Annotated in this window: 12 protein-coding genes; 10 read left to right on the top strand and 2 right to left on the bottom strand. The window is 45.6% G+C overall.

Annotated elements, in window-relative coordinates:
• The 10 genes from THMIRH_RS08450 to THMIRH_RS08405 all read left to right on the top strand — a co-directional run bounded on the left by THMIRH_RS08450 (position 1) and on the right by THMIRH_RS08405 (position 10,455).
• Entirely contained in the window at positions 1-1,239 is a 1,239-nt protein-coding gene (locus THMIRH_RS08450; protein ID WP_173291672.1) for an allantoate amidohydrolase, read from the top strand.
• Complete coding sequence (rraA, locus tag THMIRH_RS08445) at positions 1,236-1,748, top strand: ribonuclease E activity regulator RraA (RefSeq protein ID WP_173291671.1); 513 nt, start codon at positions 1,236-1,238, stop codon at positions 1,746-1,748. Before THMIRH_RS08450 ends, rraA begins: the two co-directional genes overlap by 4 nt.
• Positions 1,749-1,956: 208 nt before the next feature.
• Positions 1,957-3,312, top strand: coding sequence for an 8-oxoguanine deaminase (locus THMIRH_RS08440; protein WP_173291670.1), 1,356 nt, complete (start codon positions 1,957-1,959; stop codon positions 3,310-3,312).
• 281 nt (positions 3,313-3,593) lie between these two features.
• Positions 3,594-4,391 carry an outer membrane protein OmpK gene (locus tag THMIRH_RS08435; protein ID WP_173291669.1) on the top strand — a complete coding sequence of 266 codons (798 nt, stop codon included), beginning with the start codon at positions 3,594-3,596 and terminating at the stop codon, positions 4,389-4,391.
• Between the two features lie 57 nt (positions 4,392-4,448).
• Entirely contained in the window at positions 4,449-5,537 is a 1,089-nt protein-coding gene (locus THMIRH_RS08430; RefSeq protein WP_173291668.1) for a BMP family ABC transporter substrate-binding protein, read from the top strand.
• Positions 5,538-5,788: 251 nt separating this feature from the next.
• Positions 5,789-6,766: an ABC transporter substrate-binding protein gene (locus THMIRH_RS08425; protein ID WP_173291667.1), complete on the top strand. Its 978-nt coding sequence runs from the start codon at positions 5,789-5,791 to the stop codon at positions 6,764-6,766.
• A gap of 103 nt (positions 6,767-6,869) precedes the next feature.
• The gene (locus THMIRH_RS08420) at positions 6,870-7,883 is read left to right on the top strand and encodes a fatty acid desaturase (RefSeq protein WP_173291666.1); all 1,014 of its coding nucleotides are present in this window, start codon (positions 6,870-6,872) and stop codon (positions 7,881-7,883) included.
• 21 nt (positions 7,884-7,904) lie between these two features.
• Entirely contained in the window at positions 7,905-8,687 is a 783-nt protein-coding gene (locus THMIRH_RS08415; RefSeq protein ID WP_173291665.1) for an N-acyl homoserine lactonase family protein, read from the top strand.
• Positions 8,688-8,698: 11 nt separating this feature from the next.
• Positions 8,699-9,553, top strand: coding sequence for a sugar phosphate isomerase/epimerase family protein (locus THMIRH_RS08410; RefSeq protein ID WP_173291664.1), 855 nt, complete (start codon positions 8,699-8,701; stop codon positions 9,551-9,553).
• Positions 9,550-10,455, top strand: coding sequence for a DMT family transporter (locus tag THMIRH_RS08405; RefSeq protein ID WP_243831421.1), 906 nt, complete (start codon positions 9,550-9,552; stop codon positions 10,453-10,455). The genes THMIRH_RS08410 and THMIRH_RS08405 overlap by 4 nt, the downstream gene beginning before the upstream one ends.
• A gap of 25 nt (positions 10,456-10,480) precedes the next feature.
• Here the strand turns inward: THMIRH_RS08405 and atzF are convergent, their stop codons facing one another.
• Positions 10,481-12,277, bottom strand: coding sequence for an allophanate hydrolase (gene atzF, locus THMIRH_RS08400; protein ID WP_173291663.1), 1,797 nt, complete (start codon positions 12,275-12,277; stop codon positions 10,481-10,483).
• Positions 12,274-15,903, bottom strand: coding sequence for an urea carboxylase (uca, locus tag THMIRH_RS08395; protein ID WP_173291662.1), 3,630 nt, complete (start codon positions 15,901-15,903; stop codon positions 12,274-12,276). The genes atzF and uca overlap by 4 nt, the downstream gene beginning before the upstream one ends.
• Positions 15,904-15,958 lie beyond the last annotated feature (55 nt).

The following is a 15,958-nucleotide window of genomic DNA, read 5'->3' as shown; positions in this document are numbered from 1 at the left end:
ATGTCCCGAGTTATCGCGCGCTGTGAACAACTCGCCACAATCACGGATTCGCCCGGTAGCATCACTCGCATCTATCTTTCTCCCGCTTATATGCAGGGTTTGGCGCTGGTGGCCGAGTGGATGCAACAAGCGGGCATGACCACTTGGGTGGATGCGGCTGGCAATCAATGGGGGCGCTTTGCATGCGCCAACCCTGATGCGCCAACCTTAATCATCGGATCCCATTTAGACACAGTGCCCAATGCGGGTAAGTTTGATGGTATTTTGGGGGTGGTGACCGGTATAGAAGTGGTCGAGCGTTTGGTGCAAACAGGCAAAACCTTGCCGTTTCATTTAGAAGTGGTGGGGTTTGGCGATGAAGAAGGCTTGCGTTTTGAAGCCTCGATGTTGGGCAGTCGTGCGGCCATAGGTAAGTGGGAAGATGCCTTGCTCGAATTAACCGATGCCCAAGGCATGACCTTAGAAAAAGCTTTATTAGAGTGTGGGCTAAATCCGCATGACTATCCTAAAGCCGACCGCAGCAAAGATAATTTACTGGGCTTTTGGGAAGTGCACATGGAACAAGGCCCTGTATTAGAAGTTGAAAATTTACCCGTGGGTGTGGTCAGCGCCATTGCTGGGGCGCGTCGTTTTAAGGTGATGGTAGAAGGCGAATTTGGGCATGCCGGCACCGTGCCGATGATGTTGCGCCAAGATGCTTTGGCTGCCACCGCCGAAATTATTTTAATGATCGAAAAAAATGCCCAAATTCATGGGCTGGTTGCGACGGTTGGGCACATAAAAGCCTATCCGAATGCGGTGAATGTGATTCCAGGCATGGTTGAATTCACTGTGGATATTCGCAGTGATGATGATGCCTTGCGTGAAAAAGTCATGAATTTAATGTTCCACTCCAGCGAAGCCATCAGTATGCAACGCGGTTTGGATATCTACTGGAAAGAATATCACTGGGCGCCAGCCAGAGCTTGTCATGTGGATTTTAGACAATTGTTTGAACAGTCTATTTCTGAACAAAAAGTGCATGTCAAAACTTTGGTCAGCGGTGCAGGGCACGATGCCATGAATATGGCATCCATCACCGATATCGGAATGATTTTTGTGCGTTGCAAAGGCGGCATTAGTCATAATCCTGCGGAATCCGTTGAACCCGAAGATGCCGATTTAGCGGTTGAAACGGTGCTGTTAGCATTGGATAAACTGGCCATTTGTTATCTTGAAAAACAAGGAGTCACCCCATGAGTGATGTCATCTATGCCCTCGGAACCCCTGATATTTGTGACCAGTATGGCGCAGACATTCAGGTTGCCTTACCCATTTTTAAATCTTACGGCGGCTTAACCCGAATGACGGGTGTGATTGAAACCCTAAAAATTGACCAAAACAACGCCAAGTTTTGGGAACTGTTGCGTACGCCCGGCAAACAACGCATTTTGGTGGTGGATGCAGGCGCAGACATCGGGGCGGTCATGGGCGACAAAATGGCTGACCTTGCCGTTAAAAATGGTTGGAAAGGCGTGGTCATTAATGGGTATATTCGCGACACTGCCATTTTGCAAACCTTGCCTTTAGGAGTTTGGGCGCTGGGTCATTATCCTAAAAAAGGCAGTCGCCTCACCGAGGCACAGCATAATGTCCCCCTGACTTTTGCTGATATGACCCTCATGCCAACCGATACCTTGTATGCGGATGAAGACGGTTTGTTGGTTACGCCACATTCTTTTCCTGAGTTTGAAAACTATTTTCATTGAGCTTGTCCAAGCGCTTAAAAGTCTAAAGCCTTCGCTCTGTTGAATTCTGACAACTTCGGGGCGCAGGCTTTAGCCTGCCAAAAAGCACATCTCAAAATATCCCTAAAAAACAGACTGATTATGTACTGAGTTACAAACACTTTTTTCTGAACCATTTGCGCCGATTGTATACAATGTTAATTTTACAATGTAAGCAACGGAGTGCGTTATGTCCTCAAGCCAACCTCTGTGGATTCAAAACCCCTTAGCCATTTTTACTGGTAACGACCAAGACGCAAGAGGCGGTTTGGTGGTGCTGGGCAGCGAAATTATCGAACTCGTTGCGCAGGGCGCAATCCCCAAGACGCCAAACTATCAGGTTTTTGATGCCAGCGAACAGGTTATTTTGCCTGGGCTTATCAATGTTCATCACCATTTTTACCAAACCCTGACGCGTGCCTATCCGCCAGCGCTCAATAAACGCTTGTTTCCTTGGTTAAAAACCTTGTATCCTGTGTGGGCTAATTTGCAACAAGCGCAACTCGAAATTGCCTCAACCTTGGCAATGGCCGAATTGATGTTATCTGGCTGTACCACGGCTTCTGACCACCATTATGTATTTACCGATGGCTTAGAAAATGCCATAGATATTCAAATTGCAGCGGCGCAAAAGTTGGGGATGCGTGTCCATTTAACCCGCGGTTCAATGAGTTTGGGTGTGGAACAAGGGGGATTACCGCCCCAAAATACCGTGCAAACTGAGCAGGTTATATTGGATGACAGCGAACGCCTGATTAAAACCTATCACCAACGCCAAGATGGCGCGATGACACGCATTGCGCTTGCACCCTGTTCACCCTTTTCGGTCACAGAAGATTTAATGGTGCAATCAGCAGCCATGGCAGAACAGTTTGATGTGCGCTTGCATACCCATCTAGCGGAAACCGAAGATGAAAATGCGTTTTGTCTCAAAATGTTTGGCTTACGCCCATTGGATTATTTGCAAAAAGTAAACTGGCTTTCCAATCGAGTATGGTTGGCGCATGGCATACATTTTAATGATGCAGAAGTGTTGCGCTTAGGGCAAGCAGGCGTGGGGATTAGTCATTGTCCATCGTCCAATATGGTGTTGGCCTCGGGCATCTGTCGAGGGTTGGAGTTAGAAGCGTCGGGTTGTCCGGTTGGTATAGGGGTTGATGGGTCAGCGTCAAACGATGGTTCGAATATGATTAACGAAGTACGCCAGGCCTTATTGATTGGGCGCTTGCGTTATCAAGCAGATGAAATAACCCATTTGGATGTCTTGCGTTGGGCAACACAAGGTTCTGCTGGCTGCTTAGGGCGTTCGGACATTGGTGAAATTGCGGTGGGCAAACAAGCAGACTTGGCACTGTTTAAATTAGATGAACTGCGTTTTTCAGGAGCGGGCGATCCTTTGGCGGCTTTAATCATGTGTGGTGCACAAGCAGTAGACCGTTTAATGGTTGCTGGGCAATGGCGTGTTGTAGACGGGCAGTTATTGGGCTTAGATATCAGTGCCTTGATGGCCAATCATTCCAAAAGCGCGCGTTCATTAATCAGTTAAATTACAGATTGTGTACAATCCTAGAAAATTTAAAGTGCAAAATTTTGTTTTAAATGGTGCAAAAAACCCATAAAAGTGCATTAAAAATAACCAGGCCTGGTTGTTTTTAGGTCAAAATTTAATCATAAATATGAGTAAATCATTATAAATCAACAGGTTAATATTTTTGTCATAATTTATTCATAACTTTGACAAAGTTGGTCTAACGATTGCTTAATTGTTTTAAATACATTGTGTACAATGTTGTTTACATAAAATTTTACAAAAGAAGGTGGCAAACAATGAATTCATTTAAGAAAAAAAGTTTAGTAAGCAGTTTAGCGTTAGTAGCAGGATTGGCAATGGGCGCATCAGCGCAAGCTGCGGATTGGAGTTCGACTAGTATGTTGTTATTGGATGGTGCAGGCTATAAAAATGTGCCAGCCGACACCAAATTCAATACACAAGTTTTAACGCTAGAACATGTTGATGGTTGGAAATATGGTTCTAACTTTTTCTTCTTTGATGTCACTAACCCAAATTCTGCTGGTAAAGCGTTTAATGACACTTCTGCTGACGGTGTGAGTAGTTTTTATGGTGAATTCTCACCATCGCTTTCATTAAGCAAAATGACCGGTAAAGACATGTCATTTGGTTTTGTTAAGGATGTTAGTATCGCAGGGACTTGGGAGTTGGGTCAGAATACCAATGCATTATTAGCAGGTGTTGGGTTTGCTTTGGATATTCCAGGTGTTCCGGTTGCAAGCCTTACACTTTATCAAAGAACATCAACTTCAAAATTTGCGCCAGGTAAAACAGGTTCAGGTCAACAAGCCACCATTGTTTGGATGTCACCCTTTAATGTAGGTCCTACGAGTTGGACTTTTGAAGGTTATCTAGATTACGCCACTGAAGAAAAAGATGTAAATAAAGTTGAGAACATTGTTGCTTCACCTCGTTTGACGATGGATGTTGGTAGCTTTTTTGGTGCGCCAAAGAAAGTTTCAGTGGGTGTAGAGTATAGCTACTGGCACAACAAATATGGTTCCAAAGGCATTGATGAAGGTGTTCCTCAAGCCGCTGTTAAGTGGACTTTCTAATCATTTGAATGGGCGTTTAATTTTAAAGACGCTCTAAATGCCAAAGTGGAGAAACACATGAATAGAAGAACATTTTTAAAGCCTTTGGTGGCTGCTCTGGCCTTATCCGTTGCCGGTTTAGCAGCACCTTTGGCGCAAGCCGAAGATAAGACTAAGGTTGGTTTTGTGTATGTTGGGCCAGTCGGTGACCATGGCTGGAGTTATCAGCATGACCAAGGGCGATTAGCGGTTGAAAAAGAATTTGGCGATAAAGTAGAAACCACCTTTGTCGAAAAAGTACCCGAAGGCGCAGATGCTGAGCGCGTTATTCGTAAGCTTGCCTCAACAGGTCACGATTTAATTTTTACCACTTCGTTTGGTTTTATGAACCCTACTTTAAAAGTGGCTAAGCAATTTCCAAATGTCAAATTTGAGCATGCGACAGGTTATAAAACCGCTAAAAATGTCGGTGTTTACAGTGCGCGTTTTTATGAAGGTCGTTATGTGATGGGGCAAGTCGCCGGTAAAATGACTAAATCTAATGTGATTGGTTATATCGGTTCTTTCCCTATTCCAGAAGTGGTGCGCGGTATTAATGCGACTTTATTGGGGCTAAAATCGGTGAATCCAGAGGCAACTATCAAAGTGGTTTGGGTGAACTCTTGGTATGACCCAGGTAAAGAAGGCGATGCGGCTAAGGCTTTGATTGACCAGGGTGTGGATGTGGTTTTTCAACACACAGATTCGCCTGCGCCCTTGCAAGTGGCTGAACAGCGCGGGGTTTATGGTATAGGTCAGGCCTCGGACATGAAAGCCTTTGCACCGAAAGCTCAGTTGAGTGCCATTATTGATAATTGGCGTGGCTATTATGTTGACCAAGTCAAAGCGGTGATGGACGGTACTTGGAAATCTGAAGACACTTGGGGTGGAATTAAGTCTGGCATGGTCGGTATTGCACCTTTCAGTGATGCCGTGCCTCCAGAGGTTGTCGCCATGGCAGAAAAAACCATAGCAGGTATTGAGGATGGCTCTATTCATCCTTTCCAAGGGCCCATAAAAGATCAGGCCGGTGTGCTTAAGGTAAAAGCGGGTGAGCATTTACCCGATGGTGCTTTGTTGGGCATGGACTGGTATGTGGAAGGGGTTGAAGGTAAGTTGCCTAAATAACCTTCTTGCTTGAGTTAAATAGGGTCGCATCAGCGACCCTTTTTTTTGGGTGTTAAAAAGGTTTTTCCTTTCTTAATTGGTGCATATTTGGTTTTTTGATTAAAATATTGGTGCAATTGTCGATTTTAAAAGAGTTTTTAAGGTTTTATATTTAACTAAATAATTGTTTTTATTTAGTTTATTTAAAGTGGGATTAAGTATGCTTATGAGTTATTACTAATTTTTGTTTTTGTAATAACGAGGTATCCATCATGTTTCAAAAGAAAAAAGTACTCGGTGTTTTAGCAGGCTTATTTTTATCTGCCCAAGCATTTTCTGTCAGCGCAGAACCTTTAAAAATTGGTTACAGTGATTGGCCAGGATGGGTTGCCTGGGATGTTGCCATTGAGAAAAAATGGTTTGAGAAAGAAGGCGTTGATGTCCAGTTTGAGTGGTTTGATTATGTTGCTTCGATGGATGCTTTTGCTGCAGGCAAGTTAGACGCAGTGCACATGACCAATGGTGATGCGTTGGTCACGGGGGCTACTGGCGCTAAGAGCGTGATGATTTTATTAAACGATTATTCTAATGGTAATGACATGGTGGTTGCCAAGCCAGGCATCGCTTCTATTAAAGATTTAAAAGGTAAAAAAATTGGTGTAGAAGTGGGCTTTGTGAGCCATTTGTTACTGTTAACCGCACTTGAAGCCAATGGTATGAAAGAGGGTGATGTCACCCTAGTGAATGTACCCACCAATGAAACGCCTCAGGTGCTTGCCTCTGGCGAAGTTGATGCCATTGTTGCTTGGCAACCCAGTTCTGGTCAGGCTTTAACAGGTGTTCCAGGTTCTAAAGCGGTATTCACCTCAGCGGATAATCCTGGGATTATTTACGATGGTCTTTCGGTGAGTCCTGCCAGTTTATCGGCTCACAAGGCAGACTGGGCTAAGGTGCTCAAAGTTTGGTATAAAACGGTTGCTTATATTCAAGACCCTAAAACTCAGGGCGATGCCATTAAAATCATGGCTAACCGTGTTGGTTTAGCGCCGGAAGAATATGCGCCATTTCTTAAAGGCACCAAATTGTTAACCCTAGAAGAAGCCAAAGCGGCCTACAAAAAAGGCTCTGCTTTAACCTCAATTTATGGGTCTACCAAGTTGTCTGATGATTTCAATGTGGCCAACAAAGTTTACGACACGCCACAAGATGTCGATAGTTACTTGGATGGATCTTTAACCAACGCCATGTAAAATTCCTCCCCCTTGGCAATCTAAAGTCCTCAATTTAGATTGCCACCTCATTATTAGGTCATTTTTAGCTTATTAAAGATTATTTTAGGTGTTAGGTGATGTTATGAAAGCCCAGTCCTCCGTTTTTCGACAAGCCGATGCCCTTATCCCCACCGCTTTGGCAGTTTTGTATGTTTTAAGTGGCTATGTTTTTGGCTTTTATGGCATATTGTCAGATGCGATTAGCTTAAATATTCTGGGCATTTTGTTATTGGCGCATGCGATGGTTATTGCTGCCTATCTCATTCACGAAGCTGCTCATTACAGCGTATTTAAATCTAAAAACCACAACCGTTGGTTTGCCGAATTTTGTTTGTGGATAACGGGTAATAGTTATTCGAATTTTGACGATATTCAACACAAACACATCCGCCATCATATTGACCGAGCCGATATAGTGTCATTTGATTTTCGTCCAATTTTACAACGCCACCCTAAGTTTTTAAAACTCATTCAAATCTTGGAATGGGCCTATATCCCAGCATTAGAAGTCTGGATGCATTTTCTGGTGATTGCTTTGCCGTTTATCAAACCCAATCGCAAAGCGCGACGACTTAGAGTGATCAGTGTCTTGTTACTCAGAATTGGTTTTTTTGCCGGTTTGGCAATGCTGGCACCGCAAGTTTTATGGTTATATCCGATTGCTTATTTGCTGTTTTTAACGGTGATGCGCTTTATGGATGTGCATCAGCATACCTATGAAGTGTATGAAACCCTAGACTTACCTAGGGGCGCAGAATCTAAACTGCGCAATCGTGAGTTTGAAGAACACAATACCTACTCCAATTTGTTGTCAGTTCGTTATCCTTGGGTAAATTTGTTGGTACTCAATTTCTGTTATCACAATGTGCACCATGACCAACAATTGCAACCTTGGTATCGTTTGCCGGCGTTACATCAAGCCATGTATGGTCGAGATTATTCGCAACTCCTAACTTTTCGACATCTCATCAAAAGTTATCACCGTTATAGAGTGCCCAGAATACTCAATGGTGACCCCATTAACTTGCCCATTAAACACAATGAAGGTGAAACCTTCATTGGCGTGGATGGCGTATCTTTTTTAACAGCACATTAAACAGAATAAGCAGGAGGGTGTGTGACGCAAGTGAAAAAGTTTTGGCCTATTTTGACGGGTACACATCGCTACGAAAAAACCTTATCAACCCGAGGACGCGGGCAGGGTGAGATTATTCAAGCGCCTATTTTGGCCTATTTAATTGAAACCCAAAATGGCAGAATTTTGTTTGATGTAGGCTGTGACTATCAAAAAATTCAACAGCCTAAATTACGCCAAACCTATTACGAGCACGAAGGCTTTCCATTTGGTCCGCCAGACATGACCGAAGAACAACAGTTGCCCAATAAATTGGCAAGACTGGGTTTAAAAACTGAGGATGTGGATGTGGTTTTTTGCAGCCATTTGCACTTTGACCACGCAGGGGGTTTGTGTGAATTTTGTCATGCCGAAGTCCATGTGCATCAGCAAGAAATGCAAGCCGCCTTGCTACCAGCAGATGAAGCCTATTTTAAAAGCGATTTTGACTTGCCCTTAAACTGGAAAGTGCAAACGGGCGAGTATGATTTGGTGCCCGGCGTGAGTGCCATTGAAACGCCCGGGCATACCGCGGGGCATATGTCGATGTTGATTGAACTGCCTAAAGGTAAACCCATTCTCTTAGCCGGGGATGCGGCAGATTTGGTGGAAAATATCACCGACGAAATCGCCCCAGGCCTATGTTGGCAAGAGAACGAAACCCTTGCAATTCAAAGTATTCAAAAGCTAAAACGGCTTGAGCTAGAGCATCAAGCTAACCTTTGGCCCAACCATGATTGGACATTTTTTCAAAATCACAATCCCTTTCCCAAACCCTACGAATAAGGACTTTTTGGATGCAGCTCAAAACCTATAAAACACTTTGGGGTAATCAACTGATTATTGAAGAAGCCTGTGCTCAGGCTAAAAATGCAGGGTTTGATGGTATTGAGGGGCGAGCGCCCGTGACGCCTGCGGCCATTAAGCGTTGGCAAAATGCGCTCTATGCCTTTGAATGTGATTTTGTGCTAGAAGTGGTCACCGGCGGTGATTATGTGCCCGATTTAAGTTGGACGATGCCCTATCATTTGCAAGATATGGAGGCACAAATCCAAAAAGCCTTGCCGCTCAATCCAAGATTAATCACCTTAATCACTGGCAGTGATGCTTGGTCAGAATCCCAAAGTATCGAGTTTTTAGAGCAGGCCATGAGCTTAGAACAAAAATATGGCATTCCTTTAAGTTTTGAAACCCATCGCAGCCGTTCACTATTTAATCCATGGGTCACCGAACGCATTGTGAAAGCCTTGCCAAACTTAAAGCTAACGGCAGATATCAGTCATTGGTGTGTGGTGTGTGAACGCTTAATGAGTTTAGAGTTTCCCAGTATTCAAGCGATTTTGCCGCAGGTGTTTCACATTCATGCCCGAGTGGGTTATGCACAAGGTCCACAAGTGCCACATCCCGCTTCTCCAGAATACCAAAATGCCTTACACAGCCATCAAGCCATATGGCGAGCCATCTGGCAATCACAAATGAATAGAGGGTTTGAGTTGACGACCTTAACGCCAGAATTTGGACCAGATGGCTATTGCCAACAAGTGCCTTTTACTCAAACGCCGGTGGCGGATAATTGGAAAATTAATCAATGGATGAACCAAGTTGAACGCTCAGATTTTGCCCATTTTAGTCAGGCAGGAGTAGTGATTTGAGCCCATCTTTTAAAGCGCTGTTACCGGTTTGGGTTTTAGTTTTTGCCTCATTTTTTTGGGGCTTAAGCTGGTGGCCGCTTAAAACGCTGAATCAACTGGGTTTTGAAGGACCACTCATTATATTGGTTGCCTATGGTCTTTTATCGTTGGCTTTTTTACCTTGGATATTGCGCTACCGTGCCTATATCGCATCACACTTTAAAGCCTGGTTTAGCATTTTGTTATTAGGCGGTGGCGCCAATCTGGCCTTTAATTTTGCCCTGATAGAAGGCGAAGTCATACGAGTCATGGTGCTGTTTTATTTATTGCCCTTATGGGGTGTTTTGGGTGGCAAATTCTTGCTGCATGAAAAGGTTGGCAGGTTGGGCTGGTTAGCGGCAGGGCTTGCGATTTCTGGGGCGTTTTTAATTGTTGGCGGCTTTGATATTTTTACCACGCCACCCACCTGGATAGATGGTGTCGCGCTCCTGTCTGGATTTTTATTTGCCATGAATAATTTAGCATTTCGCGCCCATCAAGACTTGCCTCTAGTACCCAAGTTAGGTGCTTTGTTTATCGGTACACTCATCTTTTCTGGCATCTTGTGTATCGTTGCCCAAACGACGTTACCTACAGAAACCAGTAGCTTAGATTGGTTTTGGTTAGCGGGTTATGGCTTGGTTTGGTTGCTGATTGCCAATTTGGGTTCTCAATGGAGCGTAACGCATTTACCCGCCAGTCGCTCATCCATTATTATGGTGATGGAATTGGTGGTTGCGGTGGTTTCAGCCATTCTCATCGGCAATGAAACGCTGCATTTTTGGGAGGCGATAGGCGGACTCCTCATTTTAAGTGCCACCTTGCTCGAAGCCTTTAAAGAAAGTCATTCCTCAGAAATAACGCATCAGCCCGCCAAATCATAAAACCTTAGACTTAGTTGTTTATAAACTAAGCGTTGCGCTCTTTCATCCAGTTGCGCCAGCCACCTGTATGGCTGATGTTGGTGGCACCCTCTAATCCAATCGGTTCGCAGATAAAACCGACTACTTGGCTACCATCTATCAATTCTACTTTGCCCAAACCTAACGGTGAGGGAATCAAGGCTAAAAAGCTGCCTAAATGTTGTTTGGGCATTGACCAAACTTCCACTTCTATAGATGCGCCTTTTTGGTCACTTTCTGGGTTAATTTTAACCAGGCCTGGCTTTAAAATGGGGCCACCAGCCAGTTCATAAAACGCATATTTAGGGGCAGTTTTTGTGGTTTTAAGCAGCTTAGCACCGCGCTCAATCAGCTGACCGTTTAACGGAAAGCCCGTTAAGTGTGCCCCCACTACGGCGAGGGGAATGTGATGTGGTGTGTTGAAATGTTCTGGTTGTGCAATAGGCAAAGGTGTTTGTTTGGCGCCAGCAGTGTTCACAAATTCGGTGTGTAATTGATCGGCCAGTTTAAGCAATTGGCGATCAGAACCTGCGGCGGAAAACAGCGTAATCCCGGCGGGCAAACCATCGGTTCTAAAGCCCGTTGGCAGGGCAACAGCGGCATAGTCCAATAAATTCATAAAATTGGTGTAAGTGCCTAATACCGAATTAAGCTTAATGGGATCCGCTTGCACGGCTTTGATATCAAAAATAGTCGGCGTGGTGGGCGTGAGCATACAGTCGACTTTTTGCCAAACAGCTTGCGTTAAACGCTGGGCTTTTTGTAAATCGTAATTGCCTTGATAGGCCTGTTGGGCGCTTAAAGAGGTTGCCCCAGCAATGATTTTGGCAACGGCAGGATCCATGTCGGATTCATGCGCATCAAAAAACTCGCTGATGGCCGTATAACGCTCCGCAACCCAAGCTCCACCATACAGCAGTTTGGCGGTTTCTATCCAGGGCTCAAAGTTGATTTCTTTGATTTCATAACCCAGATTTTTAAGGGTGGCTAGGGTGTCAAAAAATTGGGCTTTAGCCAGTTCATCATTATAAAAACTCAGCTTGTCTGGAATGCCAATCACCGGTTTGGCCGGCCAAGCAGGAGGGGTTAGGGTCAGTTCTTGGCGAGCGTATTCATCGGCTTTGTCATAGGTGGATGCGATTTCAAATACTTGATAAGCATCTTGAGCATTGAGGGCGAAAATACTCATGACATCTTGCGAACGCACCGCGGGTAATAAACCGCTGGTGCTGAGCAAACCTTTTGAAGGTTTTAGACCAATCAAATTATTAAACGCTGCGGGCACGCGCCCAGAGCCAGCGGTGTCGGTGCCTAATGAAAAACTGCACAAGTTTAATGCCAAAGCCAAGGCAGAACCCGAGCTAGAACCGCCTGAGATTTTGTCAAAATCAAAGGCATTATGGCACGCGCCATAAGGTGAGCGAGTGCCCACCAAACCTGTGGCAAATTGGTCCATGTTGCTTTTGCCCAAGGGAATGGCGCCGGCATTAATGAGTTGCTGCACCACAAACGCGGATTTCTCTGGTACAAAACTGAAAGCAGGGCAGGCCGCCGTGGTGGGAATGCCCGCTAAATCAATATTGTCTTTGATGACAAACGGCACACCCCACAAAGGCATGGAATTGACATGGCTGGACTCCAGCATGGTGAGATAGGGTTCCAGTTCTGCCTCTGAGAGCAAGTGGATAAAAATATTGTGGTCTTGATAGGTCTTAGCCTCAGCTAAAAGCTGCTTGACTAGACTGCGTGGCGTGATTTTACCTGCAGCATAGGCTTGTTTAAGGGTGTCGAGTGTTAGGTTCATTTGACCTCCAAAATGCACAAGGCTTGGCCGTTTTGTACCAAATCCGTTTCATTGATTAAGATTTCAGTGACCACACCATTGGTTTCTGCTTCAATGGGAATTTCGATTTTCATGGTTTCTAAAATGGCCAGCACATCGCCTTCTTTGACAAGGTCACCGGGTTTGACGGTGATTTTCCATACACTTCCGCTAATGGGTGACAAGACGGCTTCAAAGCCCTCGGGAATTTCGCCCAAAGATTCGCTTTGCACTTCATCTTGTGCATTGTTGGACTCATAGTTGGCTTGCCCACTTTCTTCCCAGCGTAAACGCTCGGCCTCAAAGGCTGCTTGTTGCGTGTTTCTAAAACGCGCAATGCTGTCGGCTTCTTCGGCAAGGAAATTTTGATAGGTTGACAATGATAATTCAGTTTCTTCAATATCTATATGGAAACGCCCCAAGGGGAAATCTAGGCGCGCTTGCGCCAATTCTGCTTCGCTAACCGGATAGAACTGGATTTGGTCAAAGAAATCTAATAACCAAGGTTTGCCAGCCGGGAAAAATTCGGTGGTGTGATAAGCATTCCACATTTGAATGGTGCGTCCCACAAACTGATAACCGCCTGGGCCTTCCATGCCATACACGCACATATAAGCGCCACCAATACCCACCGCATTTTCAGGCGTCCAAGTACGCGCAGGGTTGTATTTGGTGGTGACCAAACGATGGCGCGGGTCTAAAGGCGTGGCAACCGGTGCGCCTAGATAAACATCGCCTAAGCCCATGACCAAATATTTGGCATCAAACACAATGCGCTTCACATCTTCAATAGAGTCAAGCCCGTTAATGCGGCGAATGAATTCAATATTACTTGGACACCAAGGCGCATCAGGGCGCACGGATTGCATATATTTTTCAATGGCTAATTTGGTGCTTGGGTCATCCCAAGACAGTGGCAAACGCACAATGCGGCTTTTAACCGTTAGGTCTTTGGCTGATGCAATCTCTTTTTCAAGCATTACCAAGCGTTTTATCATCTCGCCTTGAGAAATTTGTTTTGGATCGTAATGCACCTGTAAAGAGCGAATTCCTGGCGTTAAATCCTCTAAAAATGACCAGGCCTGGTTGTTTTTGGCTTCAGTTTTAAGGGTTTTTAAGCGTTCAAACAAGACTTGAATTCTAAAGCGCAATGCTAAATCCAATTCCATGGCGCCATATTCCAACAACACATGACTGTCCCCAGAGCGACGAATTTTATAACCAAATTCGTGCTCATCGGTTGAGACTTCAACGGCCAAACAAGATTGTTCAGTTGGGTGCGCTAAAAAACTAAGCGGCAGTAACGCACTGGCATCTAAGGCATTCAGCGCGGCTTCTTGTGCTTTTAAAGCAGCTTCCGCCATTTCGGTTGATACGGGTTTAAAACGAATTTTATCGCCAGGGCGTAGTTGTCCCATTTTCCATTGTTCGGCTTCGATAATGGTGGCTGGGCACACAAACCCTCCCAAACTTGGGCCATCTTGCGCCAGAATAACAGGCATATCCCCGGTAAAGTCGATGGCACCTATGGCATAGGGATTGTCGTGAATATTAGATGGGTGCAAGCCCGCTTCGCCGCCAGAGCTTCTCGCCCATTGGGGTTTAGGGCCGATTAAACGAATCCCCGTGCGGCTGGAGTTGTAATGCACTTCCCATTGGGTGGCGAAAAAGGTCGCTATGTCCTGCTCGGTGAAAAAATCTGGGCAACCTTGCGGACCATAAATCACCGCAATTTCCACTTCGTTTTGCAGTTTGGCGAGCAAGCCTGCAGGCAAAACATTGGGGGTGGTTTGTACCTGGGTTTTACTTAAATGCAACACATCGCCCGCACGCAATAGTCGACCGCCATGTCCGCCAAACTTGCCCAAAGAAAAAGTCGTTTTACTGCGCATATAATCGGGCACATCAAATCCACCGGCGATGGCTAAATAAGCGCGTTGACCGAGTGATTTAATCACTTTGGACTTGAGTTGTTGCCCGGCTTTAACCGGCACAGCAACATTTTGTGGAATGGGTTGTTTGTCTAGAGTCGGCTGAATGTCTGCGCCGGTGATGCAAATCATGGTGTCACGGTCAAAGCTGAGGCTCACACCCGAAACGGTCATTTCAATGGTGGCGGCATCTTCAGGGTTGTTTAAACAACGGTTGGCCAAACGATGCGATAGGGCATCCATTGGGCCAGAGGGTGGTACACCTATATCCCAATAGCCCACGCGCCCTGGATAACTCACGAGCATAGAATGGGTGCCAGGGTTAAGTACTTCAACACTGTAAGGGGCATGGGTAAAACGGTTTAAAAACTGGGTGTATAAACCCTCGGCGGCCACAAATTCTGGCGCTGCACTGAGGGCTTCTAAAAAAGCGATATTGGTTTCAAATCCATCAATGCGGGTTTTGCTCATAGCCGCTTGCAAAGCCTGTACGGCGCTTTTTCGGTCTTGTCCGGTGACGATGATTTTGGCCAACATCGGGTCATAAAAAGAACTGACTTCTATGCCACGGTCGCACCAGGTGTCGATTCGACAATTTGATGGCATTTGCCAACCGGTCAGTTTGCCCGAGCTGGGTTGGAAGTTTTTAAACGGGTCTTCCGCATAGACGCGTACTTCAATGGCATGACCTTTGGCTGGCTTGACAGCTTCTGGGAAAGCACTGTGATAAGCCACATGCACCATCCATTGCACCAAATCAACCTCTCTCACCATTTCGGTAATGCCGTGTTCTACTTGTAAACGCGTGTTGACTTCTAAAAAGTAGTATTGCGAAGTGTCGGCATCGTAAACATATTCCACGGTTCCGGCGGATTTGTAGTTGACCAACTCGCCCAAACGAATGGCATGAGCTTCCATTTCGGCAATTTGTGAACGCGCGACGCCAAAGGCTGGGGTTTCTTCCACCACCTTTTGATTGCGGCGTTGTAATGAACAGTCACGCTCGCCAAAGGAAACCACCTTGCCTTGCCCATCACCAAAAATTTGAATTTCGAGATGGCGTGCATTGACCACAAACTTCTCTAAAAATAAGCCGTTTTGCCCAAAGGCATTTTGGCTCATGCGGGCGACCTGTTCAAAAGTGTCGGCAAGGGTTTTTTCGTCGTCACATTTTTGCATGCCGATGCCACCGCCGCCAGCGGTACTTTTAAGCATCACGGGATAACCAATTCGATTGGCTTCTTGTTTGGCATGTTCAATCGATTCCAACAAGCCCGAGCCGGGCAATAAAGGCACTTGAGCTTGAATGGCGAGTTCGCGGGCGGTGTGTTTAAGGCCAAAATCGCGAATGTGTTTGGGCTCTGGACCGATAAAGGTGATGCCGATGGCTTCACAGGCTTCGGCAAATGAGGTGTTTTCGCTGAGGAATCCATAACCTGGATGCACAGCATCCACCCCTAAGGCTTTGGCATGCTCTAAAATCAGTGGCACATTTAAATAGGTTTCACTAGCCGCATTGCCTTTTAAAAAAATAACTTCATCCGCCGCTTGCACATGCAAAGACGCTCGGTCGGCGTCTGATGCGAGGGCGACTGACTGAATGTTCATTTTTTTTAAGGTACGGATAATGCGCGTGGCGATGGCGCCACGATTGGCAATGAGCACTTTTTTAAACATGGGGTTTCCTTTTTCAGACCGTTCTGAAGTGGGTTCGCATCTTGGGTCGTCCCAA

Source organism: Thiosulfativibrio zosterae (assembly GCF_011398155.1).
Lineage (GTDB): Bacteria > Pseudomonadota > Gammaproteobacteria > Thiomicrospirales > Thiomicrospiraceae > Thiosulfativibrio > Thiosulfativibrio zosterae.
Note: the sequence above shows the minus strand (reverse complement) of the source record. Positions and strands in the feature narration are given on the sequence as shown.